We start from the raw sequence: 26,977 nt of genomic DNA, 5'->3' as shown, positions 1-26,977 counted from the left end.
AATTTATATGGTACGAAGAATTGTAGAAATTGATCCGAAAAAATGCAACGGCTGCGGTCTCTGCGCTTCCGCCTGTCATGAGGGCGCGATCGGCATGGTGGACGGTAAAGCAACCCTTTTAAAAGATGATTACTGTGACGGTCTGGGCGACTGTCTGCCAGCCTGTCCGACTGGCGCGATCTCCTTTGTCGAGCGCGAGGCTGCGGCTTACGATGAGGCGGCAGTCCAGGTCCACATGGCAGCACGCAAAGCAAAGCAGGTATTAGAGGCAAACGCAGCGGCAAATGCATCCGCACGTTCCGAAGCAAAACCGGCGACACCGGCATTTGGCGGATGTCCTGGATCCATGAGCCGTTTCCTGAAACGTCCTGACACAGCTGCTTCCCATGCATCCTCAGCAGCCACATCCACAGGCGGTCCTGGCATTGCTGCTTCCGCTATCACACATGACAATTTTTCTGAATCCGCTGCTTGTGACCATTCAGAAAACACCCCAATAAGCGCTCTGTCCAACTGGCCAGTTCAGATCAAATTAGCCCCGATCCGCGCCCCGTATTTCGACGGTGCCAAACTTTTGGTCGCTGCCGACTGTACCGCTTACGCATACAGCCGCTTCCATCAGGACTTTATCCATGGTAAAATAACTTTGATCGGATGTCCAAAGCTTGACAGCATCGACTACTCCGAAAAGCTGACCGAAATCATCCGCAGCAACGACATCAAGAGCGTGACCGTTGTCCGCATGGAGGTTCCGTGCTGCGGCGGTATCGAGCACGCCGTGAAAAAAGCCCTGCAGGAAAGCGGAAAATTCATTCCGTGGCAGGTGACGACGATTTCGATTGATGGAAGAATCTTGGACTAAATTCACAAACAACTTTTATGTTCACCCATCCGCAGATTCTCTTTTCCTAGGAATCTGCACATTATAAACAACTATCATTTTTTATTATGGAGGAGGAGCACCATGGAATACCCATATATCAAAAACATCACCCATGAAAAAGTTCAGACTTTAACCAGTCTGGTAAACGCCGAGGACGGTCAGATCGTCAGCAAGACTCTGGCACAGAACGAAGCTGTCAGCGTTACTCTGTTTGCATTTGCAAAAGGCGAAGAAATCTCCACCCATGATTCCACCGGAGATGCGATGGTGACCGTTCTGGAAGGCACCGGCCGCTTCACGGTCGATGGCGTCGAGCACCTGGTTCACGCAGGCGAAGTTCTCGTCATGCCGGCGAAAAAGCCGCACGCCGTTTATGCACCGGAAGCATTTAAATGGATGTTGACGGTTGTTTTCCCATTTAAATAAAGACTGCGCTCAAACTCTTTTTACCATGCAGCCCGACTGATAGCAGCCCTTATCCATTTATTCCAAAACAGGCATACCGCAGGAATCCATGCATGATTTTCATCCTTTTCTCTGCGATATGCCTGTTTTTCATTTTATAAGCACATGGTTGTGTTCATTTTTCCAGTTAATCTCCCTTCAACAGATATGAACAGCAGCTTCCAGCTTTCATTATTCCACATACTCATGTGTCTCCACCCACTGCAGCAGCTTTTCAATCGCCGGATTCGGGTTGCTCTGACGCCATGCGATCTCAAAATCAAGCTCTTCCGGGCTGCCGTCCGCGCGGAGAAGCGGAACCACTACCAGATTCCGCGCATTCCGATAATGGCGGACGGCATATTCTGGGAGAATCGCCACGCCAAATCCCGCTGACACCTCCAGAAGCACCGTCTGTACCTCCCGTTCACGCGCCACGATATTCGGTATAAAACCGCCCTTATTGTAACAAATCAATACTTCTTCCGCCTCATCGTTGGAACGTCCCTGCGGCTGCATGATGATAAAATCTTCCCGCGCCAGGTCACGGTACATCAGATGGCTCTCTCCCGCCAGCGTATGTCCCGGATAAAGAACCGCCATCATCGGAAACCGTTTGAGGAACCGGTGCTTTAAATCCTCGTAATTCTGCGTGTACAAAGACAGATTAAACGCAAGATCGCAGGTTCCATTATCTAACAGCTCATAGAGCGCGCTCATATTTTCCCGCAGCAGATGAATCGAAATATTCGGGTACGCCTCATGAAAACTTCTGAGCGTCTCCGAAAAACGACTCTGCTCATATCCCCGGATAAATCCGATCGTCAGCTCCCCAGCTACGCCTTCCGCTGCCGTCCGCGCGAGCTTCGCCGCCTCCTCGGCGCGGACCAGAATCGCCCGCGCCTCGTTCAAATATACCTTTCCTGCCGCCGTCAGCTCGACATGGTGCTTGTCCCGCACAAAAAGCGGCACCCCGATCTTCTCCTCCAACGACTGAATCTGCAGCGTCATCGCTGTCTGCGAAATAAAACATTTTTTCGCCGCCCGCGTAAAATTCAGCTGCTCCGCCGCCGCCACAAAATATTCCATTTGTTTTAAATTCATCTCATTTCCCCATTTCTATATCCTATATGTAATCGCGTCTTTTTGATCGAGCAAAAAAATGAATCATGCCGCCCAATTTACGGGCTTTCGATCTGGCTTTTCCTGTTTCGTTATAAGTTTCCCTTATTATAATATCTGTTCTTTCTATTGGCAAGTTTTTCATTCATCCTTTATAATTTTTAATAGTCAACAAAAGAAAGTGAGTGAAAGGTATGAAACAATTCAAAAATTTCTACGAAGGCACATACGCCAAGTACATTCTGCCGGGCGTCCTGTTGCAATCGGTTCTGATTGGCGGCGGCTATGCAACCGGACGTGAGATTTATTCTTACGGTGCGAAATTCGGAGCGATGGGCTGGATCTCCGGACTGACGATCGGCATCGGTTTTGCCCTGTTTGCCTTCCTGACCTTTGAGATCTGCCGGATCTACAAGGTTTACGATTATAAAAACTATATCAAGCAGGTCATTGGACCGCTCTGGCCGATGATGGATATTTTAACTGTCCTCATCGCGATTCTGCTGATTGCCGTTATGGCAGCCGCAACTGGAAGTATTTTCGAGCAGGTCGGACTTCCGAATATTCTCGGCTCCGTTGTGATCGTTCTGATCTGCGGACTCCTGAACTTTAAGGGTTCCAAGGTGATCGAGAAATTTGAATCGATCGGTACTATTTTACTGTACGGCGGCTATATTCTGTTTACAATTCTGGTACTCGTCAACAAGGGCGGCAACATTTCCCATGTATTCAGCACGATGGACACCAGCACCTACGACGGCTCTGTCACTGTTCCGCTGTGCATTTACACCGGTATCCTGTATGTTGCCTACAACATCAATTCCATCCCGATGGGTATGTTCTCCCTGACACGCCAGACCAAACGGAAAGAAACCTTTATTTCCGGTCTGATCGCCGGTCTTCTGATGGTTATTCCATGGTTTTTGTCTTACTTTGCGATGATGTGCTTCTACGGTGACACCTCCATCGTCGGCGCGGATGTCACAACCCCGTGGATGGAAATGATCAAGGCAGTCAACGGCGGACCGGCACTGATGGCACTGTTCAGTCTCGTTATGGGCTGGACGCTGGTTGAGACGGCAACTGGCTGCATCCACATGATCATCGACCGTTTCGACGTTGCCATGGAGGAAAAGGGCGCTGCCAAGCTGTCCGATACAAACCGCGGTCTGATTACGGTCATCACGCTGATCGCTGCACTCGTATTATCCCGCGTCGGCGTTGTCACCTTGATCGAGCAGGGCTATTCGTACCTGTCTTACGGATTTATCCTCTTCTACCTGCTGCCGACGCTGCTGGTAGGCGGATATAAGATTATTAAACATAAAGACAAATAAATCTGTAATGATAAGAACACATCCGCCTGTGGGAGATTTCATCTTATAGGCGGATGTGGTATAATGTAAACACTTGACGAGGTATTTTCGAATCAACATAGAAAGGAAGTATATGCAATGAAATATGTCGGATATTACAATGGAGAAATCGGCCCCCTCGAGGAAATGAAAATCCCGATGTTGGACCGCGCCGTTTATTTTGGAGATGGCTGCTACGATGCCACCACCTTTGCAAATAACAACATTTTTGCCGCAGACGACCATCTGGACCGTTTCTACAACAGCTGCAAGCTGCTGGAAATCCCGTTTGAAATGTCGCGTGAAGAACTGCGTGCCGAGCTGCAGAAATGCATCGATTCCAATGAGATTGACCACGGTATGCTGTACTGGCAGTGTTCCCGCGGAACTACCTATCGTGGACATCAGTTTCCACCTGCTACCGTAAAACCAAATCTGATGATTTTTACTGTTCCGTGCGACCTGATTCCATTTGATAAGACTTTCCGCCTGATCTCGATGGAGGACACCCGTTTCCTGCACTGCAACATCAAGACGCTGAACCTGATTCCAAGTGTCATCGCTTACCAGCGCTGCATCGAACAGGGCTGCCAGGAAACGGTCTTCCACCGCGGCGAACGCGTCACCGAATGCGCCCACAGCAATATCTTAATCATCAAGGACGGCGTTCTCTGCACCCCACCGAGAGATAATCTGATTCTTCCGGGCATCACGTTAAAACATCTGCTGATGTTAGCTGAGAAAAACGGCATCCCGACCAGCGAGGCACCATTTACCATGCAGGAACTGGCAGACGCCGACGAAATCATCGTCAGCAGCTCCGGCGGGCTCTGCATCCAGGCCGTTGAACTCGATGGAAAACCAATCGGAGGAAAAGATCCGAAGACGCTGAAGACTTTGCAGGATGCTTATGCGAAGTTTTATGCGGAAGATACGAAGGTACGGTAAAAATCCATAAATTTGCCAATCAAGGGCTGTCACTCAAAACGTGGCAGCTCTTTTTCGCTTGCGACATGTTTCTGCTTCGCGCAAGTGCGCATCTTCGCGGAGCATTTTTTGTTTCATAGGACGCAATTTCCTATGAAATAAAATAAGGGATCCCTGTATTTACAAGGATCCCCAAGAAGCGGAGACGGAGGGATTCGAACCCTCGTGCCGGGATGAACCGACAAACGCATTTCGAGTGCGCCGCGTTACGGCCGCTTCGCTACGTCTCCAGATATTAGGTGTTTCTCTTCGAAACACCTATACTATTATACATGATATTTTGACTTTTGTCATCTGTTTTTTTCACTATTTACTGATAATACGCATCAATTCCGTTCGCAATTCCCCCGGCAATCAATTCCTGATAATCATCCTGTGCCATCTTCTGGTCTTCTTCCGGGTTGCTCATAAAGCCCATCTCGACAATGGAAACCGGTATCTTACACCAGTTGATGCCGCTCATGCTGTCTGTCTCCTGCACACCGCGGTTCTTGAAGCCGGTTGCCGCGCAGACAGAGTCCGTGATCTTCTTGGAAAGAGAATAGCTTGCCGCGTGAAGCCCGCCGTTGTACGGGTTGGTCGCCGTCTGGCACATGGAGAGTGTTCCGTTGACTGTCGTGTTATCCAGCGAATTGCCATGAATCCGGACAAAAATGGAGGCGCCGCTCTTGTTGGCGATCTCCGCTCTCTCCGCATTGCTTAAGTTGACATCGTTGGACTCCCGGATCATGACGACCTGATAGCCTCTCTCTTCCAGAATCCGTTTTAACTTCTTCGAAACTGATAAAGTCAGCTCATATTCCGGCAGCTTCGTCGATACACCCTCGGTGCCGGAAGCCACCTTCGCCTTCATGGTCGAGGAGCCCGGTCCGACTGGTTCTTTGTCCGGATTGCCCTTTGCCTGATGTCCCGCGTCGATCGCTACGATACGTCCGTTGGACACCGGTGCACCCTGTGCATCCGCTTCTGCCCCCTGCGCTGTGACCGTCGCTTCCTCACTGCCCGGCTCGGTCGTCGTCAGGTATTCGGAACGGATAAAACAGCTCTTGTCCTTATAAAGCACCTCGCTCCAGCCGTCTCCGATACCGACGCGCTGCACGCTGTCACCCTGATTCAGCTGTGTCACAATCTCATACTCCGTTCCACAGCCCGAACGCACATTGAGCAGGTTCTCAGTCGCATACACTGTCTCATCGACACTCCGGAAGCCGCTCGCCGTCGTTTTGTCACTCTCCAGCTCGCTCTGGTCCGCAACCGCCGCTGCATCCGCCTCCTGAATGCCCTGTGCATCTTCCAGCTCCAGACTTCGCTTTGCCGCATTCGGCACCTGTTTCTTCGCTGTCTGTTCCGCCGGTTCTGTCTCAGCAGCCGCCATCTTCACCTGCTTCTGTGCCTGATTCGGAAGGGTAAATCCCGCATGGCTTACGCCAATGGAACCCGCCGCGACCACAATCGCGGTCACCGCCGCCCAGAAACGTTTCCGGTAATCCGGTGTGCCTGGCTTTCTTTTTCTGCTTTCTCCTCTTGCCATTTATAAAAAACTCCAATCTTACAGAAGATTCTAACCTCTCCATGATCCGCGCATTCACTGTTTCCAATCAATCGCATCGCAGCACAACTTTGATGCCGACAGACATTTCTGCCCAATTAAAATCTTCTTTCATTTCTAAATTATTCGATCGTACCGCCGCCTACGACATATTCGCCGTCATAAAAAACGACTGCCTGTCCCGGCGTCGCCGCTCTCTGCGGCTCATCAAATACGCATTCCACCCGTTCTTCGCCAATCTTGCGGATCGTACAGGATGCCCCTTTGTGGCTGTAACGAATCTTCGCACTGACGCGCATCTCCTGATCGCCCAGATCCTCAATCTCCATCCAGTTGAGGTTCCGGCAGGTCAGGCGGTTAGAAAAGACGTCCTCATTTTCCCCGATCACAACCTCGTTCGTCTCCGGACGGATCTCCGTCACGAACACCGGATGACCAAGTGCCAGATTTAAGCCCTTTCTCTGTCCCACTGTATAATGGGTAATTCCTTTATGATGACCTAAAATATTGCCGTACTTATCTACAAAATTGCCTTCGTCAATCCGGCAATTACTATTTTCCTCGATAAATTTTGCATAATCGTTGTCCGGCACGAAACAGATCTCCTGACTGTCCGGCTTGTGTGCCACCGGAAGTCCAATCTCCTCCGCCATCTCTCGAATCTTGTCTTTCGTATATTCGCCGACCGGCATCAAAGTGTGTGCAAGCTGATGCTGGGTCAGGTTATAAAGCGCGTAGGTCTGATCCTTCGCCGCCGTCGCAGACTTGCAGATCGCATAGCGGCCATTCGGCAGCTTCCTCACACGCGCATAATGTCCCGTTGCAATATAATCAGCCCCAATTTCCAGACTTCTCTGCAAAAGGGACTCCCATTTTACATATCGGTTACAGGCAATACATGGATTCGGTGTGTGCCCGTCCAGATATTCCTGTACAAAGTAATCCATGACATTTTCTTTGAACTCTTTTTTGAAGTTCATCACGTAATACGGGATCTCAAGCCGTTCTGCAACCCGTCTGGCATCATCGACAGCGCTCAGACCACAGCAGCCGCCGTGCTCTTCCTGCTCTACATTCGTCTCATCCTGCCAGATCTGCATTGTGACGCCGATCACATCGTATCCTTGTTCTTTTAAAAGCCAGGCAGCCACGGAGGAGTCAACTCCTCCTGACATGCCGACTACTACTTTTTTCTTTTTCATCAATACTCTTCTTCGACGTCTTCCTCGCCGATATCCGTCTTCGGTTTTACGAGTCCTTTGATCTCAATGCCATTCTTCTGAGCATAATCCCAGAGAGCAGCGTGAATTGCCTCCTCTGCGAGCAGAGAACAGTGTACCTTAACTGGCGGAAGTCCGTCCAGTGCCTCCATAACGGCTTTGTTGGTAACTTCCATCGCTTCCTGGATGGTTTTTCCTTTTACCATCTCGGTCGCCATACTGCTGGTCGCAACGGCTGCACCGCAGCCAAATGTTTTAAATTTTACATCCTGGATGATCTGGTTGTCATCGATATCCAGGTAAATACGCATAATATCGCCGCATTTTGCGTTGCCGACGGTACCCATACCGCTGGCATTTTCAATCTCGCCTACATTTCTCGGATGCTGGAAATGATCCATTACTTTCTCTGAATACATCGGGTGTTTCCTCTCTATATCTTCATTCACTGTGGATGTTCATTTTGCTTAAAATGTCTAAATCTTACTGCTGCGGATGTTTCTTAATGTAATCCTCATACAGCGGAGACATAGAACGAAGACGTTCTACAATCTTCTTTAAGCAGTCTACCGTGAAATCAATCTGCTCCATGGTTGTCTCGGCTGACAGGGTCAGACGCAGGGAACCGTGTGCAATCTCATGCGGCAGTCCGATCGCCAGAAGTACATGGGACGGATCCAGGGATCCGGAGGTACATGCAGAACCGCTGGAACCACAGATGCCTTCCATGTCAAGCATGATCAGCATGGATTCACCCTCGATGAACTGGAATGCAAAGTTTGCATTGTTGGAAAGTCTCTGGGACGGATGTCCGTTGAGGCGTGCAAATGGAATTTCTTTTAATACACGCTCGATCAGGTGGTCACGCATCGCTTTTTCTTTTGCTGTGCGCTCTTCCATCGTCGCCATCGCAATCTCAACTGCCTTGCCGAATCCTACGATACCAGCCGTATTCTCGGTACCGCCGCGGCGTTTACGCTCCTGTGCGCCGCCGTGGATGAAGGAACGAGTCTTTAATCCGGTACGGATATAAAGGAAGCCGGTTCCCTTCGGTCCATTTAACTTGTGGGCGCTGGAACTGAGCATATCGATATGGCACTCATCTACATTGATCGGAACATGACAAAATGCCTGTACCGCATCGGTGTGGAATAAAATGCCGTGTTTCTTCGCAATCTCACCAATTTCCTTGATCGGCTCAATCGTACCGATCTCATTGTTTGCAAACATAACAGAGATGAGGATGGTGTCCGGACGGATCGCCTTCTCCAGCTCGTCTAATTTAACAACACCGAACTCATCTACATCCAGATAAGTAACCTCAAAGCCTCTCTGCTCCAGGTACTCACAGGTGTGCAGAATCGCATGGTGCTCAATCTTGGTCGTGATAATGTGCTTGCCCTTTGCCTGATATGCCTCTGCTGTGGAAATCAGCGCCCAGTTATCAGACTCCGTGCCGCCGTAGGTAAAGTAAATCTCGTTGGACTTTGCGCCCAGCGCTTTCGCGATCGTCTCGCGAGCCTGTGCAATCGCTCTCTTCGGCTCTGCCGAAAATTCATAAACGGAAGACGGGTTGCCGTAATACTCCGTAAAATACGGGAGCATTGCCTCCACTACTTCCGGACGCGTTTTGGTTGTCGCCGCATTGTCCAGATAAATCAACTGTTTCATAACTAATAAATCCGCCTTTCTTCTTAGTGTATGCACGCCTGCCTTTATTGTGATTGTATCACACGGAATCTCACGGCAGGAACTCCCCGCCTGTAAACATTTGCTGCGTACATAGTTTGTAGCAATAAAGGTAAAAGCTTCATCTACGTTCTTTATTATTATATAGGAAAATTGAAAAAATACAAGCAAGAATGAGCGGGTTTTTGAAAAAACCTAGTTGAAAATGGGGTATATAATGCGCTCAAGCTATTCCACCCTACTTATCCAGACAATAAAAAACCGTCCAGCTAGGAGGGGTCAACTCCTGACTAAACGGTTTTTTATTAAATCTTTGCTCCACTTCTGCCTTGAAATCCGTTACCCAATCGGCAGCAATTCCGTGGAAACGCATGTTATCCTCCAAGAGGGAATCTTCGGATAACTGCTGTAGTGCTGTCATTGGCTTCTGACCGCACATGGAGGGTTGATGCAATAGGGTTTACATAAATAAAAAGAAATAAACTGGTAACGGATACCTGTCAATACTTATACATAAAAGGGATTGGTATAGAATCAGGTCGGTTCTTCACTTGACATATCGCTATTGTAATATTATTATATATTATTAGGATACTTCTAAGTGAAAACTCTTGTTTTTTCCTGATGGCTATAATATAACACGCATCGACTTGAAATGCCATCCCCGGAACGAGAATATAAATATTGTTTTTTTACAATAATATAAGCATTTAAAAATAGTTCTATAAAGCAAAGGCTAATTAAGCCAAATGGAGGCAGAAAAATGTATATTAAAAACCCGGAGTATTTTATTACCACCGTCCGTGAGGGAAGCATTTCCAAAGCGGCTGAAAAATTATATTTGTCACAGCCATATTTAAGCCAGTGTATCGCACGAACCGAAAAAGAATTAGGCGTCAAGCTCTTCGATCGCAGCCATATGCCACTCAAACTAACTGAGGCAGGAAAAATCTATATGCGTTATCTGGAAAGTGTCGGAGTCCTGACCGGGCAGTTTGAGGAACAGCTCGGCGAGCTGAAAACGGGACGCAGCCGTACTCTGAATGTCGGCATGACGCTGTGGCGCGGATCCGTCCTGCTGCCGGATATCCTGCCAAGCTACTCTGAAAGCCACCCGGATGTCCGCATCACCTTACGTGAACACCACACTGCCCAGCTTTCTAAGCTGTTACAGGAGGATCAGATCGATTTCGCCCTGATGAATATGCCGCTCAATCTGGATGATTTCGTCTATGACACCATTTTCAACGAGCGCCTCCTTCTGGTAGCCAGCAAGGACCATCCGGCTATCCGCGGTCTGGAAGCAGGCACTCCGGACCATCCGCTTCCAATCGACATGAAAAAGCTGCGCCGGGAACGCTTCATCCTGCTGCAGGAGGATCAGGTCATGGGACACGCCATGAAAAACCTCTTTGCCAAGATGAATATGGAGCCAAAGGATGCCCTATACACCACCAGCAGTACGACTTCGGTCAACCTGGCGGCAAGAGGATTCGGCATCACCTTCCTCCCGGAAGGCGGAATCCGCCACACTGCCCACGTGGAGCAGCTTGCATTCTTCACCGTAGACAATCCACCGTTCAGCGTGCCGCTGCTGCTTTTATATAAGAAGAACAGCATTATTTCACCACACGCGAAGGATTTTATCGATATGGTGAAGGAGTATTACCGGAATCTGGAAGCAAACAAAATAAAAGAATAAAGCCATAGGCTCTATTAAGCACAAAAAGCACATGAAAGTCTTCTATTGTTCCCAAATGTCTTTCATGTGCTTTTCGCATTTGCTTCTTCTGCTTAAACTTCCTCTTGATCCAGCTCCAGTCCTTTGACCATATTTTCGAATTCATATAGTAGGTCAATATACTTCTTTTGCCATGTTCCAAACAGGCTGCCACATCTCCCTCAATGTGGCAGCCTGCTCATCACTTTTTCATCAATCCCGCACTGCTCTTCCATGCCATCATCATAATATCCACTGAATCATCATATAGGTTGGCATTAGAAATAGATATGGGTTTACTACAAAGCTTTTTCATCTTTTCCTCACTTTCTATTTCGGTATGATTAAAAAGTTTCCTATCATCCAAAATATGCGCAGCAGTTACAAGAACCGCTGCGCCAAATCCAAACAACTATTTTTTAATTACCGCTGAATCGTGTTGGAATTCTGATTGTATGCTTTCGCTACGCACTTCCATTCACCATTCATCTTTAACAGAAGCAATACATCTGTGAAATCAATCCGATTGCCCCAGCCTTCTTCCAGAACACGTACAACCGCAAGTGATTCCTCTACCAGAAGTACATCAACGCGGGCTTTAAAATTGTCTCCACCAGGAACGGTATCTACATTATGATAAAACTGCTCAATCGAACCATGCTCCAGTTTTCCATCCAGATAGCCAAACAGAACCGCTTCATCGGTAAACAGCTCTTTCGCATATTTACTGTTTCCCTCTGCGACACTCTTAACAAATTTCATTGCTGCTTCTTCTACCGCCTGGTACTCTTTTAATTCTGCTCTCATAATCGTTACATCGCTTGACAAGGGCACACAGCCCTTTGTCGTGTGCGATGGATAAGTAAAAGTCAAATTTTCCACTCAATCGAAACGTGTTCGTCGGTTGCGCGGATCTGTGAGATCAGGCCGTCGGCAACCTGCCGCCTGTCCTCAAAGTCAATTTCTTCCCATTGGTTGAGGTAGACCGACAGCCGCTCGATCTGCTCCGGGGACATGATTTCCGCCGACAGCGCCGCGATCTCTTTTGTCAAGGCTTGGCGGTGTGTGTCCAGCTCCTCGATTTTGCTGTTGGCATAGGACAGCAGCACAGCATTAGCCCCGGTCAGAGTATTCAGCAGTTTTTCAATCTCATCCTCCACGCGGGCAAGCTCCATGTTCAGCACGGTCAATTTGGGATTGACCGTTTCCCGCTTTGCCGTCAGCGTCTGGAACTCGGACAGCTTCTTGACCATTTCGCCGTACAGGAACCTTTCAAATTCCCGTGTACGGAGCGTCCCGCAGCCGTCACAGCTTTTACTGTCGGCCCGCTTGGAGCAGCGGAGATACTGAACGCCTGTCGGATTGCCGACGCTCATAAGCGCGTATCCGCAGCGGCCACACTTGACCTTTCCGGCAAGCCATGTGTTCTTTGCCTTTCGTCCGCCTTGGAACGTCTTGTTCGCCATGAGCTTCTTCCGGCAGCGCAGCCATGTATCAGACGATACCAGCCCCTCGCTGGGAGCAAGAACAAGTATCTGATCTTTCAGGTGCTTGTTTTTTCTTTCCTGCACATCCCGGCCCTGATAGAGATAGCAGCCGTTTGTTCCGGCAAAATCTGTCGCTTCATTGACTACCACCGTCCCCTGACTTTTGAAGAACTCGTACATATCGAGGTCGGCCTGCGCGTAAATGGGATTTCTCAAAAGCTGGGAGATAAAGCCCCGTGTCATTTCCTTGCCGTAGATCAGGATGCCCTCGTCGGCAAAGTAACGGGCGATGTCCCCGAAAGAGGTTGCGGGCTGAGAGTACATTTCAAACATCAGCTTTGCAATATCTGCCGTTTCCGGGTCAGGCTTCATCATTTTTGTGCGGATGCCCTCAATGGTGGTCGGCTCCAGTTGGAAACCGTAGGGGGCCGCGCCGCTCATGTGAAAACCGTGCTGGCAGCGGGAATAGTAGGCATCGGTCACGCGCTTCTGGATGGTTTCACGTTCAAGCTGGGCGAACACAATGCAGATATTCAGCATGGCCCGCCCCATCGGGGTGGACGTGTCAAACTTCTCCGTGGAAGATACGAACTCAACATTGTATTCCTGAAAAGTTTCCATCATGGTTGCGAAGTCCAGAATGGAACGGCTGATACGATCCAGCTTGTAGACCACTACGCGCTTGATCAGGCCCCGGCGAATATCGGCCATCATTTCTTGGAACTTGGGCCTGTCGGTATTCTTGCCGGAATAGCCCTTGTCGGTGTACTTGCGGAAATTGCCTCCTCTCAATTCATACTTGCAGAACTCAATCTGGCTTTCAATGCTGATACTGTCCTTGCGGTCAACGGACTGTCTGCCATAAATGGCATCTTCACGAATAATCATTTGGTGCTCCTTTCCGTGTAGGAGCTACCAAACCTTACACCTATATTATACCTCTGGCAGCCCCGCATCTCAAGGATGTCCCGCATTAGTGCATCTGCGCCCGTCCCGGCGCATACTTCACAAAGACCTCATACAGACAGCTTTCAATTTCACGCTTGCGCTTGTCCCGTGCTTTGGGAGAGAGCATCGGGGTCAGGTTTTCCACGGTGATGGATTTGCCCTGAAAAGACGCGGTTTTGACTTCCTTGTGATAGCCGACTCTTGCCTCCGTCATCTGAAAACCTCCTATAATAATCAGCGGTGTGAATAGATTTGATGGTTTCCCGTTGTCCGTGGGGAAACGTGAAAGGACGGCACAAAAGCGCCGTCCTTTGACCTTGCCCCACCTCTGGCCACGATGACCAGAAGCAGCGGGACAGTTGTTTTCCGTTTCAATCCACAAAAGAGGGAGCCGCCGCGCCGGAATGGTTTGGGCTGTCATAAGACAGAAAGACCCGGTTGGACGGCTCCCTGTATGATTGTTGTGTGCAGTATTTGCCACGCATCCCCGGCACGGGGAGTATTCCAGACCGCCGATGGCTTCGGCTGCATAGCCCCACAGTACCGCTGCCCGTGGAGGGCTGGCGCATACCGCAGGGACTCCCCCTCAAGTCTGTGGGAGGGCGTGAGCAAGTTTCATTATCCTCCGCGCTGTCCTCGCGCCCGGTTTGCCAGCACCGGGTCAAAGGCTGCGTTGATCGCTCGGCCAGCTTATCCATCACCTCCTGAACTGGCTGTCGTGGCGGCGCACCTTACGTCGCTATCACGCGGATTTCGTATCGGGAATACTGTCTATTCAGTTTTCAAGGCGAGGAAGAAAACTCCTCTCACCTATCAGGAGGTTTCGGGGGCAAATGTACTCCCTCTTACAGAGATTTTTTCAAAATATTTTTCATAGCGGCCAGCCCGCGCTCAATGGAGCAGCAGATGCGGCTCCGGCCAACGCCCTCGGCTGCCGCGATCTCGGCCTTGCTCATGCTGAGAAGATAATGCTGGTACACACGCCGGGCCTGCGTAGGCGGGAGCTGGGCCAGCGCGTCATAGAGGGCAAAGGTGGTTTCCCGTGCCTCAATGTACTCGTCCGGGGTCATGGGCTGGCGGAGCACGTCGGCCTCAAAGCCGGGATCGGTGTCCAGCGAGCACTCGCCATTTCTGCGCTTCTGTCGCTTGTAGCTGTCGCACAGGCGGCCTCCCATAGAGAGGGTGGCGGCGATCTCGTCCGAAACTTCCAGCATCACATTTTCGGTCATATAGGGGTAATACCGTTTCAGATTGATAGTCGTCATAATTATCCTCCATTTCAAAAGGTGGTTGGTGAGTGCGGATTGAAATGGAGAACAGGCGGCCCCCGGCACCTTGGCGCCTCTGGCCATCGTGACCAGAAGCAGGGGCATATAAAAACGCCCACACAGCAGGACGCTATGCGGACGCAAGCAAGCAAAGTTCTTATTACATGATATTTAATTTCACTTCCAAAGCCGGACTGCTCCGATGGAGGGGCTATGCTTTTTTTAGCTGGTGCAGATCATGGGCGCTATGGAAAAGTAAAATGGACACGGCAGATTAACCTCCAATCGGCTACCGTGTCCCTGCAAGTCGTCATCAGTTTGTGCAAGCGCAGAGAAACGGCGGCTCTGAAATTCAAAGCCGCCGTTTCATATAGGCGTGTTGATGGGACTGCTGTACGACGGCTTTTTTTCTTTTGCCGTCGTGCAGCAGATTTGGCAGAGTTAGTGCAACGCTTTATTACAGGTTATAGTTAATTTATTCATACTTCTTTCCAACCACATATATTGGCAACAGCACACCGCAAAGGAACATAGCCAAGAAAACATATTTCCCTATGTTTTCCCATACATCTGCTACAATGCTGCCCGCCACGATGTTGATAATCGGGAACAGTATCATACACAGGCACAAACTCAAGCGGAGAGTTCTCACAATATGTGGCCAGTTGCGATTATTGAATTTTACTCCCGGCACATTCATGCGGAATGGGCCATCATAAAAAATGTTTACACTGTTTTCATCATAAAAGCTTGATAACTTAGTGCGGACGAAGCAGCAAAAGTACGCGCCGAATACCGCACTTAGAAGCGCAAGCGTTTCCAAGGTCTCCATGCAGGGCTGCGCCGTTGTATAGTTCAGAAATGTACCGATACAACAAATCAAAAGGGAAAATCCGTAAAAGACAATCCACTTGCTCTTTACATGATATGCCCTTTCAGGGCTTTCGTCCGCATAAGTGATTGCCGTCTTAACAATATCCTCAACTTTATCAGGTTTTAGTACATCATCGTTCGGCAATCTCTCACACATCAAAAGTTCCGTAACGGAAACATCCAACAGATTTGCCAGCGGGATCAATAGAACGGTATCGGGCAAGCTAACTCCCGTTTCCCATTTGCTTACAGCCTTATCAGATATACAGAGTTGTTCTGACAACTCTTTTTGAGTGATTCCTTTTTCTTTGCGAAGTGCGGCGACAAATGCGCCAAATTTCTTCTTGTCAATATTGAACATTGATTTTGACCTCCTGTGATTGCTAAGAACATTATCGCTCTAACGCTGCCATTTAGCAACCGAATGGCAAGCGAGTATATCATTTTGGATGTTGAATGATAGTAGAGTTGAGATATTTCTTTCGTGAAAGGTACACTATTGTTTATTTTATCATTACAGTATCACAAGTTCAACTGTGTACATGAAATGAAAAATGAGTACGAATGAAATGTAGCACCGTTCAAATACTATCACCCGAAATGTAAAATTACATTAGGTGGTGATGACATGAAGAACGAAAAGAGCGAACGCAAATTTGATTTTCGTCCGATGGGGCTTGCAATCAAGAAAGCCCGCGAGAAGAAAGGCATGACACAGGAGCAACTGGCCGACATCATCGGGCGGGACACTCGTACTGTCATGTACCACGAAAACGACGGTCAACATCCGAGCTTAGATATTTTCTATCAACTGGCAACCATGTTCGACCTGTCAGTAGATGAATACTTCTACCCCGATATGAGCGCCGATGAAGCCGCAAAGAAGCGGATCAATATTCAACTTAATTCTCTCAACGAAAGCGAACTGCGGCTCGTCGAGGGGATTATCAATGCCATTATAGAAAACCGTGGAACGGAGGAAGCGTAAGAAACGGCGCTGCCTCCGTTTTTCGCGGGGTTTCCGGAGGGATCGCGTTAGCGGCAAGCAAGGCAAGTGTATTGACACTTGCAATTTCCGCGCTGCGGAAATGCTTGTTGGGGTGCCCCCAAACCCGCTGGACTTCTGGCCACCGTGACCAGAAGAACTATTGCCTGCGTCGCTGTCCCTAACGGGCCTGCTCCTTATTGCGCTGGTTGTCCGTCAGCCCGCGCAGATGATCCACGCTGCCCTTGACTGCCACCAGCTCCCGCATATCCTGCTGGGCCTTGCGGTATTCCAAATAAAGAGCTTTTTTCCGCGCTGCCAGTTGGCGGCGTTTTTCTTTTAGTACGTCCATTTTGGGGAGCTTCTCGCCGCCCAGCAGCTCGGCCATCGTCGCCTTTGCAGCCCGGTAGTCGGCCAGTTCCGCCTCATGCTCGGCAAGATATTTCCGGCTGTACTTGGCGGCCTTGTACCCATCGAACGCGGGGCGGGTCTTGGCGTACTGCACCACGGCGGCCATCAGATTGGACACATGGGAAAGCTCCGCCTCGGTCTGCTGAATGTCCCCGGCCAGCGTGTGAAACCGTTCCGTGGCAGCGTCGGTCTTTACGGCCAAATCGTCATATTCAAATAGCTGGTGCTCTTTCAGATATTGCAGCGCGGCAGCCATCTGTTTGAGGTTATACACCTTGGCCCAGCGTTCATAGGCGGGGCCTTTGCCCTGACGCATCCTCTCCTGAATATCGATCAGCAGATTGACACGGCGGGGTGCGGGCGCTTTCCGCGCCGTGGCCGTTCGTGTGGGAGCCTTGCCGTCAATGACGGCCTGCACGTCCTCGGGGCCATAGCCGTCCCCCAGCGTGGATGCCCGGAAACGGGCCGCCCGCTGTTGTCCTGGCACAAGGAATGAGATCACGCCGCCGCGCCCGTGTTTGACCTGTATGCCTGCCGTTTCCATGCGCCGGAGAAAATCTGCGAAGTCCACGGGGCGTTCCGTCAGGGCTGCGTCAATGGCAAAGCGGATCTGCTCTTTCTGTGAGAGCTTTTGATTTTCTCCCAGCCATTGACCGTAGTGCAGATACCGTCCTTTGCTGTGGAGCTTGGGATTTGCAATCACGGACAGATCGTGCTCCAGACATACCCGGTCAGACAGCCGCCGCAGGGCGAACGAGGAGCCTATGAAGTTGCGGAACTTCCGGGAGCGGTCATAGGCGGTGGAATTGTAGTAAATGTGATTATGAATGTGCTCTTTGTCTATATGGGTACAGACAAAGAATTGATACTTGCCCTTTGTCCAGCGCATCGCCGTTTCATAACCAATACGGTTTGCTTCTTCTGCCGTAACTTCCCCGGGCGGGAACGCCTGCCGGATCTGGTAGCACAGCGCCCCGTGTCCGGCTCTGCGGTCAGTTTCGCCCTGATACTGATTTTTGACCAGCATGAACTCGGCGTGTGCCGTGGCCGGATCGCAGAGGTAGGAAGAAACGGCCCCCAGCTTCTCCGGGTTCAGGCCATAGTCAAAGCGGTCTTTCAAACTTTGCAGGGCCGTTCGCTTATCGGCCCGCTTGTGGGATTTGAGGTAGGTTGTGGCCGTAGGCAGCCCTCCTTTCCATACGACAAACAGCGGCTGGGATCAGCCGCCGTTTCTGCATCTTCTGGCCACCGTGACCAGAACTCAGCCCATGATGAAGCCCCGCAGGGAGCCGTTCAGCTCGTCCAGCTTGGCAAGCAGCCATCCGGCCAGCGCAGGCAGGCCAAAGGGTGAAATGGCAAACGCCATCAGCAGCCCCGCGATCCCCGTGGAAATGTCTTTCTCCACAAACAGCATCAGGACACTCAGCAGCCCCAGCACCGACGCGAGGATGGAGAGCAAACCAGCGGAAAGACTCAGCAGGAACGAGAGCACGGCCACAAGCAGGGTCAGCACCAGCACAAAGGGAGCGGCAAGGATTTTGAATATAATCCGCATAGGGGGTTCCTCCTTTTTCCTGTATATGTCTATTATAACTCTGAAAAAATCGGCACTCAAGGATGTCCCGGCCCTCCGCACTTCTGGTCACGATGACCAGAGGTGCGGACAGCCGGGGAACGGCGCGAGGCCGTTCCCCCTGTGTCACATCGTTACAATGGCGGAGAGCTGGGCCAGCAGATCAGACAGCGGCCCCCACAGATCGGCATAGTCCTTTTGCAGACGCTTCAGCTCGTCCGGGTACAAGCCGCCATAGCTGTTGGCATGGATGGCCGCCTGATTGAGATTGTTTGCACAGCGCCGCTGGAGCGACACAAGCTCCTTGACGGGTTCAAGGTCAACGTGGAGCACATAGCCGCCCAGCGCCATTTTTCGGATATAGGCGCTCATGTTGCGGATGCCCGCCTCGGCCATGCGCTCCCGAATGACCTCCAGCTCGTCAGGCCGTACCCACACATAGATGGGGACGCTGCGGACACGCTTTTTCGTCACCTTTCCTCACGCTCCCGGCTGCGGCGCTTGGGCGGGTGTTCCCGCACCCTATCCAGCGGCTTTTCTGCCGGGGGCGGCACGGGCAGATTGTTGATGATGCCGTCGATCATGTTCCCGTTCTGCTCCATAGAAAGCTCGGCGTTCTTGTTGGAATTGCGTTCCTGCTCCATAAATATCCTCCTATCTGTCGCCCCGGTCAGGGGCATTTTTCTTTGGGGCAGCTTGGCCCCGGTCAGCCTCGGCCTGTTTTGCGGCGGTTTTCATCTGCTCCCGGATCGAACGAGGTCTGTCGGGATTGTCGGGCGCAGGCCGTAGCTCATAGTCAGACGCCTGCCGTTTTGTCAATGGCCGTGTGTAGGTCAAATGCCCCCACGCCAGAAATGCCCCATTTTCAACCGGGACGCGCTGATCGTAGTTGACGATCTCATCCGGGGCATTGCGGGGCGGCTTGGGGAATGTCCCAATGTCCACAGGGCGCTGGGTGGAATAATACTTGTAAAGACCGGGAGCTTCGGTCTGCTTGATACCGACATTGTAAAGGCGCTGGTACTCCTGCACCCGCGCCGCAAAGTCCTGTTCCAGAGCGGCGCGGTCGTTGCCGTAATGCCCCCATTCATACTGCCGCTTGCCGTCCTTGTCATCATAGCAAGCCCATGTGACATAGGGCGAGGGGGCTGCTGGGTTATGCCCCAGCGCAAAGCCCCTGCCATTTTCCAGCATGACGGCCTTTATGATCTCATAGCCTTGGTTTTTGTCCATACGTCCTCCTTTCCAAAATGTTAGCAATATTTCTGCAAAACCGGGCGGGGCTATGAAATCATACGCCCCGCCCATGAAGCGGCCCCGGAAGCCCTGCAATCAAGGGCGTTTTCTGGGGTCAAATGCTCACGGCCTACCCCGGTATTTCCGCATATAGCCGCGCTGCTTCTGCCGCCTTGCAGCCCCGGCGCAGGCCGGGGAGCAATACCGCTGCCGCCCGTCCGGGAGAAAGGCCCTGCCGCACACTGGGCAAGGCCGGGTTTCCGCCACGGTCTCCACGGTCAGCGACCTTTCCAGCACGGGATCAAGGGGCAGCACCGCCGAACGGAAATAGCGGCAATAAGCGCCCGTCCAGCATTTCCCCAGCATATAACAGGGGCAGTCCAGCGGCAGGCAGCCATAGTCTTTATCGTAGTTGGCGCACCACCTTATCACCAGCTTACGAATCGCCGTTTTTTCCTGCCGGGTCAATTCACGGCTCATGTTTGCCCCCTGTCTTTGACCGAAACTGCTCCCGGTAGCAGAACACGCAGCCGATCCCATGCCAGTAGGGGCAGCCGTCACAGCGGGAGCCTTTGGGCGGCAGGTTGGGCGGGACGCCCTTGAAGTAGCTCTTTTCTTTCATAAAGTCCTCATAGGGGCTGTCGGTAAACCTCATTCTTCACCGTCCTTGTCCCACGGCGGCCCGTCATCCTCGGGATCGGTTTCGTCATAGTCCTCCGCACCGTCATATTCGCCGCCGTAGTCGGCCTCGGACTCAGCGGCCCGCTGCTTCTTGGGACGGTAGATTTTGAAGTACCAGCCAGCGCCGCCGCCAATGACCACCACGGCCAGCGCCAGCAGAAGCATACCGCCGCTGCCCGTGGCCTTGGGCTGCTCCGGCTCGGGGTCAGGCTCCGGCTCTACCACAGGCGCAGGCTCCGGGGCCTTGCCCTGGCACTCGCTCATGTTCACGGCGCAGACGGCACAATCCGCGTTGATAGCACCAACGGCGCATTTATCCACGCACGAACACTCCGGCAGCTCACCGCCCGCCGCCTGCATCGCCGCCAGCAGGTCGGCCTCGTCCACCATGTTCAAAAAGTAGGTCTGATACTGCTCGCCGTCCTCATCTGTGGGCTTGTCATAGTCAATGACGATGTAAAAGGTGTTGCCGCCGCTGGTCTGCACCGTGATAAACTGCTTGTTGGTGGCCTTATCGTAGAGCAGGTCACGGGTCACAAGGTTGCCGTCCTCGGTGAAGCCCTCGCCGGGGTCAACGGTTTCGGCGGGCAGCGGCTCCACCGGGGCAAGGCCGTCCCATTCCTCGCCGCCTCCGGCGTAGGCCGTAACCGCCATACTGCCCATGAGGACGGACACACAAAGCGTTATCAGCAAAAGCCGCAGTTTTTTCATTCCGTCACCTCCGCCTGTTCCGTCGGCTTCTGGCCACCGTGACCAGAAGCACCGCCCCGGAGCTGCTGGAGCAGCAGCGGCAGATCGGCAAGGGAGATACTCATGCCGCGCACGATCTCCACGATCTCGCTGTTCTCGGCCTCCAGCTTTTTCTGTTCCAGCTCCTTGAGCCGCGCCTGCTGCTCGGCAATTTTGGCCTTGACCTTTTCAATCTCGGCCTCGATCTTTGCGCTTTTCGTAATTGCCATATCAAAAAACCTCCTTTACGGTAGTCGCCCGTAGGCGTAAAGATGGGACTGCCAATAGCTGCTGTTCAGGTTGGCATAGCTGATAGGGTCGCCACAATGGAGCATCCAGCCGTCGCCCACATAGATGCCCACATGAGAAATACCCGCTGTGTCATAGGTGCCGACAAAGAACACCAGATCACCGGGGCGGGGGCTGCTCGTCCGGGAGCAGATGTTATAAAGGCCCTGCGCCCCCAGCCGCCCGAAGCTCCAGCCGCATTGATTGTAGACATAGCTGACGAAGCCGGAGCAGTCAAAGGATGTGGACGGACTGCTGCCGCCCCACACATAGGGGAAACCGAGATACTTTTCCGCTTCTTTCAGAATGGCGGCAAAGGTTTCATCGTCCAGATAGGACTCCGGGACTTCATGCTCCGGCGGGCGGTTGGTAATGTATTTCCCGATATAGCCGGACGAGGGGAACAGATCAGGCCGGTTTCCCAGCGTGGACATATACAGGGCGTACATGGAAAGCTGCTCCTCGGACATCATGTAAACCGGGACGTGGGAGAGATTGAAGTTTTCCAGCGTGACATAGCAGATGTAATAGTTGTACGGCACCTCTACGTCATAGTCGTTGCCCTCGCTGTCCGTCCTTGTGACCGTACGGTAGCGCACCTCGACAACCACATCCTCAGTCAAAATGTACTGGCGGTCAAAGAGGTCTTGCAGCGTCCCCAGCACCTCGTCCAGCGTCCACGCGCCCTCATGGAGCGCGGAGATCATGGAGATCAGTACATAGGGATCGTGTTCAATGGTGTCGAGGTCAAAATGGTATTCGTCGTAATCGTGGGTGCGGGTGTAGGTGTCGAGGTAGCGTTGCAGCTCGTCCTCCAGAGCGCAGTAGGAGGCCTCGGCTCCCAGCATATCCGCGTCCTCCGCCTTATAGGTGCTGGCGGCGATGGCCGCAAGGGTGCTGTTTCCCACGGACACCATCGAGGACATACACGATTGCAGGGTCAGCACCACCAGCAGGCAACCCAGCGCAAGCAGCGTCCCCACGGGATGCCGCTTGACGAACGCCGCCGCTTCCCGGACAAGCCGCTCTGTGGCCGATACGGTTTGTTCGGCAGCTTTGGCGGTCTGCTTGGCGGTTTCCCGCGCCTTGCGCTGATACTCCCGTTTCAGCTTGTGGCGGTGCCATAACCGGGCGGCGGCGCTCTGTGCCTCCGGCTGCTCCTGTGCGAACTTGCGGGAATGGTAGTCCGCCGTGGCCTTGATGTACCGGGACTCGGCACGGGCGGCAGCCTTGGCCGGGTGCTCCCGGATGGCCCTGCGTACCTTGCGCTGTCCATAGTGCAGCGCGGCCTCGCCGGAACGCTCCACAAAATGACCGCCCTCCACGCCTACATTGTCGCGCTCCTCCTGATACACCTTTCCGTGCAGAAAAGCGTGGGTTTCATGTCCGGCGATTCGTGCGATCCGCTTGATGGGGCCGGGCTTTTTCGGCGGCTTCTGCTTTGCCAGCCTTTCACGGGTCTTGTTCAGCCGTTCCTCCCGGCTCTCCATGCGGAGCTTGGACTTGTGGAGCTTGGCCTGTTCGCTGTCGGTGTGGAACTTCTGGCCACCGTGACCAGAGGCAGCCCCGCCCTCGGGCGGCTTATTCTGTCTGTTTTCCATTGGCGGCGTCCTCCGGCTTGGTGGTCAGCAGGTCGTAGATCTCGCCGCGGGGGAAACGGTCAACAAACGGGATGGTGACGCTGCCATAGAACAGCAGGCCCTCGCCGGAGTTGGACTGCGTGATATACGATAGCTGGTGCTCTGAAATACCGATCTGCTTGGCAAGAATGGCGCGGTCACTCTGCGCCTGCGACAGCAACACCATAAAATCTGTGTTGTCCAGAATGTTCTCGATCTCCCGGCTGGCCAGCAGGTCTTTCACATTCTGCGTCAGGGCCGAGGGGACGCAGCCCTGTTTGCGGAGCATCTTCCAGACGGTCACAAAGTAGCTGGCGGTCAGCGGATCACGGAGCAGGATATGGAACTCGTCAAAATAGCACCACGTCGCCACGCCGTTTTTGAAGTTGGTTCCCACCGCAGAGGTGACAAAATCGTTGGTGATGTGCATGGCGATCTTGCGGAGGTTTTCGCCCATGCCTTTGAGCACAAAGCATACCACGCGGGAATTGAGGTTGACGTTGGTAGGATGGTTAAAGAGGTTGAGGGAGCCTGTGCAGTATAGCTCCAGCGCCGTGGCGATCCGCTTGGCCTCCGGCTCCGGCTGGCGCAGCAGCTCTTCATACAAATCTTGCAGCAGCGGCGTTTTTGCCGTTTCCAGCCCCAGCGCCATCTCCCGGTACACCTGACGCACACAACGGTCAATGACGGTTTTCTCGATGGGCTGCAAACCGTCCCGGCCTCCCACCACCAGCTCACATAATGACAGCAGAAAATCCGCTTTCAGGGACAGAGGGCTATCCCCGCCGCCCATGTCCATCTGGACATCCATCGGGGAAATGTGGTTGGGGCTGTCCGGCGCGATCTCGATGACCTGACCGCCCAGCCGTTCCACCAGCGGGGCATATTCGCCCATCGGGTCAACGACGATGATGCGATCCTGCGGAATGGCAAGAAAGACATTCAGCAATTCACGCTTGGCGGCAAAGCTCTTGCCGCTGCCCGTGGAGCCGAGGTAAAGGCCGTTGGCGGATTTCAGCTTTTTGCGGTCAGCCATGATGACGTTATGGGACAGGGCGTTCATGCCGTAGTAGAGGGACGGACCATCCATGCGAAGCTCCCGCGTCATAAAGGGGACGAAGATGGCCGTGGAGCTGGTGGTCATGCCGCGCTGAATTTCAATTCCGTTGTAGCCGAGGGCCAGCGAGGACATATAGCCCTGCTCCTGCTGCCAGTCCAGCCGCTTGACGGCACAGTTATATTTCTGCGCGATGCCGTTCACGGTGAAAATGTCGTTTTCCAGCCGCTCCCGCGTGGGGGCGGTGTTGACGATCAGGAACGTCAAGAGGAACATTCGCTCGTTGCGGCTTTGCAGGTCGGCCAGCAGCTCGGCGGCATCCTTGGAAAAGGTGACGAGATCGGGCGGAAGAATGTCAGGGTCATATCCGGCGCAGGTAGCCTTGCGCTGCTCCTCCACTTTCATCTTGTCGATGTCGGAGATTTTACCCTTGACCGTTTTAATGGCCTTGACCTGATCCACCGTCTGAATGTGCATGGTGACAGTCAGCTCGGCGTCCAGCTCCAAAATCTCCAACAGCAGCTTGTCCGACAGCTCCGACGCCATAATCTGCAAGTAGGACGCCGCGCCCCATGTCTGGCCCACGCGGAACGAGCGGCTCTGCCGGAAGTCAAAGCTGTCCGGCACGATAAAGTCTTTCGTCCCCATGCCTGTATGGACGATGTCCGCCCACTTGAAGCGGAACGGCTCCCGGCTGCCGGGGTGAAGTTGGCCGTGCAGCAGGGCCAGACGCTCCCGCCCGTCAAGGGGCTGGCTCTGTACCCCCAGCCGCTTAAAGTTGCCGATTACGTCCGCCTCTACACGTTCCAGACGAGGACGGGCGGCGGCCACATTTTCAGCGGGGATACCAAAGGTGACGTACTTGGCCCGTTCGATACCGTTGTTGCTTTTGGCAATCTGGTTTTTCAGCATCCCCGTGTATTCCATGCGGACGCTGTTGAAGCGGTCATCCGCCTCGGAGATATTCACCTTGTAGCGGCTCCCGGAGCGGCTGCGGCGGTTGACAAAGGAAAGCTGGAACGGCAGAGAACTGTCAAAATAATTCAGCCACGAACTCCAGCCGCCGAAAATGGCCGTCTGATCCTCGGCGGACGCAACGGAATAGTTGATGTCCTCATATTCCAGCGTTTTTGTGTAGACACCGCCGGGGAGCTGACAAATACCGTCTGGCAGCATCCGCACATAGGGAATGGTCTGCTGGGCCGATATGGTCGCCGGACGATTACCGGCCCGCGTCAGGCTTTTTGACTTCTTGGGGCTTTTGCTCAAGTGTGACCTCCTTTCCCGCAAACGGGGCGTAGATATTCTGCGTCTGATAGGGCCTCACACCGGGCCGCAGGAACTTGGCCCGGATGATATTCCGGGCCACCTTTTCAAAGGGCAGGCCGTCACGCTCATACATCGCCATGAAAAAGGCCGGGAGCATGAGCGCGATCATCAGGAACATCGCCCCGGTGCCGCCCAGCGCGTGACGGGTCAGCAGATACACGGGGATGCCCACGGCAGCCGCGCCGCCGAAGCAGATAAGCTGGCGGCGGGTGAGGTTAAAGGCAATTTTCGTCTTGATCTTGGAAAGATCGTTGGGAACATTCACATAGGGCAAGATACGTCCTCCTTTCCGCTATCTTCTGGCCACCGTGACCAGAGGCCCGCTGTCGGCTCCACCTCGTTGCCCCACACGTCCCAGCCGGGAGGAATCTGCCGTGCGAACAGCTCCACGCGGGGCCTGTCGCCCATGAGGGCAACGATCTTATCCCGCGTTTCGTCCGGCTTTTTGCTGTGGGCCTCGATGGGCGAAATGATAAACTGGTGAATATCGGCGGCCTGCCGCTTTGGGTGTCCCTTGGTCGCCAGCAGGCAAACCTCAGCGTTGGCCCGCGTCCAGAAGCCCAGCCCATAAAACCAGCTATCCGCCTTTTTGTTCTTTTTGAGCCAGACAAAAGCGACGCTTTTATAAGTGAAGCCCCACGCACGGATCAGCCGCAGGGCCTCCGGGAGCTGCGGGAACGTGGCCCACATGAAAAGGGCGCTGTCCTTGGCCGCAAGGTCGGCCACAGGCAGCGCACACAATTCATCAATGCTCATGGTGGGGTAGTGGTTTTCTGCCGCCCCCTGCACTTTCTTTGCAGAGTAGCGCCACGGTGGATCGGCGTAAATAATTTCGTAGGTTCCTGTCATCATTCTCCTTTCCCGCCAGATGCCACAGCCTCCTGCGCCCGCCGGATGCGCTCCGTGGCGGGGCCGTAAAAGGCCGGGGCGGTTTCAAAACAGACGAAACGGCGGCCCGTGTTCAGCGCGGCCACGGCAGTTGTGCCGGAGCCAGCGCAGATGTCCGCCACCACCTCGCCGGGGCGTGTGTAGGTGCGGATCAGGTACTCGCACAGGGCCACGGGCTTCTGCGTGGGATGCACGGTGGTTGTCACCGTGGGGAACGCCAGCACATTCCCCGGAAAGCGCCGCCCGTCGGACTCGCCGCTGGTGCGTTCAAACTTTCCGTAGTTGGGGCTGCTCCCGCTGCAACGGTGAATTTTCTTGTACGGCTTGCCCTGTTCAAACTGCGGGAAATAGGCCGGGGACTTCTGGTAGAACACCAGAATGTTCTCCGTCTTTTTCAGCGGAGCGCGGCGGGCATTGAGAAAGCCCGTGCAGCGGCTTTTGTACCATACCCACTCATAACGAAGCATGGCGAGGTTGGATGTGCCCAGCACCTTGTCATAGGGGCATTGTGCGAAAAACAGCACCGCGCCCTCCGGCTTGACAGCCCATTTCACCGCCTCCCACAGCTCCGGGAGCGGCAGCGGTACATCCCAGAAGTTCCGGGTCGTGCCATAGGGCGGATCGGTCAGGAGCATA

At 53.0% G+C, this 26,977-nt stretch carries 31 protein-coding genes and 1 tRNA gene; 7 read left to right on the top strand and 25 right to left on the bottom strand.

The window, feature by feature from the left end:
- Positions 1-7 precede the first annotated feature (7 nt).
- Both PG862_RS08615 and PG862_RS08610 read left to right on the top strand, forming a co-directional pair.
- Positions 8-862: an ATP-binding protein gene (locus tag PG862_RS08615; RefSeq protein ID WP_270707115.1), complete on the top strand. Its 855-nt coding sequence runs from the start codon at positions 8-10 to the stop codon at positions 860-862.
- A gap of 102 nt (positions 863-964) precedes the next feature.
- On the top strand, positions 965-1,309 hold the full coding sequence (locus PG862_RS08610; RefSeq protein WP_270707113.1) for a cupin domain-containing protein: 345 nt from the start codon (positions 965-967) through the stop codon (positions 1,307-1,309).
- Between the two features lie 210 nt (positions 1,310-1,519).
- On the opposite strand, the gene PG862_RS08605 is transcribed toward PG862_RS08610, so the two are convergent.
- On the bottom strand, positions 1,520-2,431 hold the full coding sequence (locus tag PG862_RS08605; protein WP_118467060.1) for a LysR family transcriptional regulator: 912 nt from the start codon (positions 2,429-2,431) through the stop codon (positions 1,520-1,522).
- A gap of 212 nt (positions 2,432-2,643) precedes the next feature.
- Here PG862_RS08605 and PG862_RS08600 point away from each other — a divergent pair, with 212 nt between their 5' ends.
- Both PG862_RS08600 and PG862_RS08595 read left to right on the top strand, forming a co-directional pair.
- Entirely contained in the window at positions 2,644-3,786 is a 1,143-nt protein-coding gene (locus PG862_RS08600) for a YkvI family membrane protein (RefSeq protein WP_270707112.1), read from the top strand.
- A gap of 117 nt (positions 3,787-3,903) precedes the next feature.
- On the top strand, positions 3,904-4,752 hold the full coding sequence (locus PG862_RS08595; RefSeq protein ID WP_270707111.1) for an aminotransferase class IV: 849 nt from the start codon (positions 3,904-3,906) through the stop codon (positions 4,750-4,752).
- Positions 4,753-4,931: 179 nt separating this feature from the next.
- On the opposite strand, the gene PG862_RS08590 is transcribed toward PG862_RS08595, so the two are convergent.
- From PG862_RS08590 to nifS, 5 genes are all read right to left on the bottom strand, one after another.
- A tRNA-Ser gene (locus PG862_RS08590) sits at positions 4,932-5,021 on the bottom strand.
- A gap of 80 nt (positions 5,022-5,101) precedes the next feature.
- Entirely contained in the window at positions 5,102-6,322 is a 1,221-nt protein-coding gene (locus PG862_RS08585; RefSeq protein WP_270707110.1) for an N-acetylmuramoyl-L-alanine amidase, read from the bottom strand.
- Positions 6,323-6,462: 140 nt separating this feature from the next.
- Positions 6,463-7,542: a tRNA 2-thiouridine(34) synthase MnmA gene (mnmA, locus tag PG862_RS08580; RefSeq protein WP_270707109.1), complete on the bottom strand. Its 1,080-nt coding sequence runs from the start codon at positions 7,540-7,542 to the stop codon at positions 6,463-6,465.
- Positions 7,542-7,979, bottom strand: a complete 438-nt coding sequence (gene nifU, locus PG862_RS08575) for a Fe-S cluster assembly scaffold protein NifU (protein WP_022358753.1) — start codon at positions 7,977-7,979, stop codon at positions 7,542-7,544. Before nifU ends, mnmA begins: the two co-directional genes overlap by 1 nt.
- 64 nt (positions 7,980-8,043) lie before the next feature.
- Positions 8,044-9,231, bottom strand: coding sequence for a cysteine desulfurase NifS (gene nifS, locus PG862_RS08570; protein WP_022358754.1), 1,188 nt, complete (start codon positions 9,229-9,231; stop codon positions 8,044-8,046).
- Between the two features lie 781 nt (positions 9,232-10,012).
- Between nifS and PG862_RS08565 the strand changes: the two genes are divergently transcribed.
- Positions 10,013-10,951 (top strand): LysR family transcriptional regulator, encoded by a 939-nt coding sequence (locus tag PG862_RS08565; RefSeq protein WP_118749549.1) that lies wholly within the window; start codon positions 10,013-10,015, stop codon positions 10,949-10,951.
- 441 nt (positions 10,952-11,392) lie between these two features.
- On the opposite strand, the gene PG862_RS08560 is transcribed toward PG862_RS08565, so the two are convergent.
- The 4 genes from PG862_RS08560 to PG862_RS08545 all read right to left on the bottom strand — a co-directional run bounded on the left by PG862_RS08560 (position 11,393) and on the right by PG862_RS08545 (position 14,669).
- Positions 11,393-11,776 carry a nuclear transport factor 2 family protein gene (locus tag PG862_RS08560; RefSeq protein ID WP_118471828.1) on the bottom strand — a complete coding sequence of 128 codons (384 nt, stop codon included), beginning with the start codon at positions 11,774-11,776 and terminating at the stop codon, positions 11,393-11,395.
- 62 nt (positions 11,777-11,838) lie between these two features.
- Positions 11,839-13,344 carry a recombinase family protein gene (locus tag PG862_RS08555; protein ID WP_270707106.1) on the bottom strand — a complete coding sequence of 502 codons (1,506 nt, stop codon included), beginning with the start codon at positions 13,342-13,344 and terminating at the stop codon, positions 11,839-11,841.
- Between the two features lie 85 nt (positions 13,345-13,429).
- Complete coding sequence (locus PG862_RS08550; RefSeq protein ID WP_118544239.1) at positions 13,430-13,618, bottom strand: hypothetical protein; 189 nt, start codon at positions 13,616-13,618, stop codon at positions 13,430-13,432.
- 631 nt (positions 13,619-14,249) lie between these two features.
- Positions 14,250-14,669: an RNA polymerase sigma factor gene (locus PG862_RS08545; protein ID WP_270707105.1), complete on the bottom strand. Its 420-nt coding sequence runs from the start codon at positions 14,667-14,669 to the stop codon at positions 14,250-14,252.
- A gap of 216 nt (positions 14,670-14,885) precedes the next feature.
- On the opposite strand from PG862_RS08545, the gene PG862_RS08540 reads away from it, so the two are divergent.
- Positions 14,886-15,146, top strand: coding sequence for a hypothetical protein (locus PG862_RS08540; RefSeq protein WP_270707104.1), 261 nt, complete (start codon positions 14,886-14,888; stop codon positions 15,144-15,146).
- A 1-nt stretch (position 15,147) separates the two neighbouring features.
- On the opposite strand, the gene PG862_RS08535 is transcribed toward PG862_RS08540, so the two are convergent.
- On the bottom strand, positions 15,148-15,906 hold the full coding sequence (locus tag PG862_RS08535; protein WP_118482307.1) for a helix-turn-helix domain-containing protein: 759 nt from the start codon (positions 15,904-15,906) through the stop codon (positions 15,148-15,150).
- A gap of 267 nt (positions 15,907-16,173) precedes the next feature.
- Here PG862_RS08535 and PG862_RS08530 point away from each other — a divergent pair, with 267 nt between their 5' ends.
- Positions 16,174-16,533: a helix-turn-helix transcriptional regulator gene (locus PG862_RS08530; RefSeq protein ID WP_270707102.1), complete on the top strand. Its 360-nt coding sequence runs from the start codon at positions 16,174-16,176 to the stop codon at positions 16,531-16,533.
- 178 nt (positions 16,534-16,711) lie between these two features.
- Here the strand turns inward: PG862_RS08530 and PG862_RS08525 are convergent, their stop codons facing one another.
- From PG862_RS08525 to PG862_RS08460, 14 genes are all read right to left on the bottom strand, one after another.
- On the bottom strand, positions 16,712-18,061 hold the full coding sequence (locus PG862_RS08525; protein WP_270707101.1) for a relaxase/mobilization nuclease domain-containing protein: 1,350 nt from the start codon (positions 18,059-18,061) through the stop codon (positions 16,712-16,714).
- Positions 18,062-18,202: 141 nt separating this feature from the next.
- Positions 18,203-18,496 (bottom strand): CD1845 family protein, encoded by a 294-nt coding sequence (locus PG862_RS08520; protein WP_021887817.1) that lies wholly within the window; start codon positions 18,494-18,496, stop codon positions 18,203-18,205.
- A gap of 144 nt (positions 18,497-18,640) precedes the next feature.
- Positions 18,641-18,988 carry a plasmid mobilization protein gene (locus tag PG862_RS08515; protein ID WP_021887816.1) on the bottom strand — a complete coding sequence of 116 codons (348 nt, stop codon included), beginning with the start codon at positions 18,986-18,988 and terminating at the stop codon, positions 18,641-18,643.
- A complete protein-coding gene (locus tag PG862_RS08510; RefSeq protein WP_270707100.1) occupies positions 18,985-19,158 on the bottom strand; it encodes a DUF4316 domain-containing protein in 174 nt (57 codons plus the stop codon). Before PG862_RS08510 ends, PG862_RS08515 begins: the two co-directional genes overlap by 4 nt.
- Positions 19,159-19,168: 10 nt before the next feature.
- Positions 19,169-19,774 (bottom strand): defense against restriction DarA-related protein, encoded by a 606-nt coding sequence (locus PG862_RS08505; RefSeq protein ID WP_456298767.1) that lies wholly within the window; start codon positions 19,772-19,774, stop codon positions 19,169-19,171.
- A 99-nt stretch (positions 19,775-19,873) separates the two neighbouring features.
- The gene (locus tag PG862_RS08500) at positions 19,874-20,230 is read right to left on the bottom strand and encodes a cysteine-rich VLP domain-containing protein (protein WP_270707099.1); all 357 of its coding nucleotides are present in this window, start codon (positions 20,228-20,230) and stop codon (positions 19,874-19,876) included.
- Positions 20,220-20,405 carry a hypothetical protein gene (locus tag PG862_RS08495; RefSeq protein WP_270707097.1) on the bottom strand — a complete coding sequence of 62 codons (186 nt, stop codon included), beginning with the start codon at positions 20,403-20,405 and terminating at the stop codon, positions 20,220-20,222. The genes PG862_RS08500 and PG862_RS08495 overlap by 11 nt, the downstream gene beginning before the upstream one ends.
- Positions 20,402-21,142, bottom strand: a complete 741-nt coding sequence (locus PG862_RS08490; RefSeq protein ID WP_270707095.1) for a DUF4366 domain-containing protein — start codon at positions 21,140-21,142, stop codon at positions 20,402-20,404. The genes PG862_RS08495 and PG862_RS08490 overlap by 4 nt, the downstream gene beginning before the upstream one ends.
- Positions 21,139-21,390, bottom strand: coding sequence for a DUF4315 family protein (locus PG862_RS08485; RefSeq protein ID WP_270707093.1), 252 nt, complete (start codon positions 21,388-21,390; stop codon positions 21,139-21,141). The genes PG862_RS08490 and PG862_RS08485 overlap by 4 nt, the downstream gene beginning before the upstream one ends.
- Positions 21,391-21,405: 15 nt before the next feature.
- Positions 21,406-23,049, bottom strand: coding sequence for a C40 family peptidase (locus PG862_RS08480; RefSeq protein WP_270707092.1), 1,644 nt, complete (start codon positions 23,047-23,049; stop codon positions 21,406-21,408).
- Positions 23,030-25,363 (bottom strand): VirB4-like conjugal transfer ATPase, CD1110 family, encoded by a 2,334-nt coding sequence (locus PG862_RS08475; protein ID WP_408640000.1) that lies wholly within the window; start codon positions 25,361-25,363, stop codon positions 23,030-23,032. Before PG862_RS08475 ends, PG862_RS08480 begins: the two co-directional genes overlap by 20 nt.
- Positions 25,347-25,727 (bottom strand): PrgI family protein, encoded by a 381-nt coding sequence (locus tag PG862_RS08470; RefSeq protein ID WP_097785037.1) that lies wholly within the window; start codon positions 25,725-25,727, stop codon positions 25,347-25,349. Before PG862_RS08470 ends, PG862_RS08475 begins: the two co-directional genes overlap by 17 nt.
- On the bottom strand, positions 25,715-26,305 hold the full coding sequence (locus PG862_RS08465; RefSeq protein ID WP_270707090.1) for an MT-A70 family methyltransferase: 591 nt from the start codon (positions 26,303-26,305) through the stop codon (positions 25,715-25,717). Before PG862_RS08465 ends, PG862_RS08470 begins: the two co-directional genes overlap by 13 nt.
- Positions 26,302-26,976 (bottom strand): DNA-methyltransferase, encoded by a 675-nt coding sequence (locus tag PG862_RS08460; protein WP_333563200.1) that lies wholly within the window; start codon positions 26,974-26,976, stop codon positions 26,302-26,304. Before PG862_RS08460 ends, PG862_RS08465 begins: the two co-directional genes overlap by 4 nt.
- Position 26,977: the final 1 nt, after the last annotated feature.

This window comes from Clostridium fessum, from assembly GCF_027698965.1.
Taxonomy (GTDB): domain Bacteria; phylum Bacillota; class Clostridia; order Lachnospirales; family Lachnospiraceae; genus Otoolea; species Otoolea fessa.
This window is presented reverse-complemented; position numbering and strand designations above follow the sequence as displayed.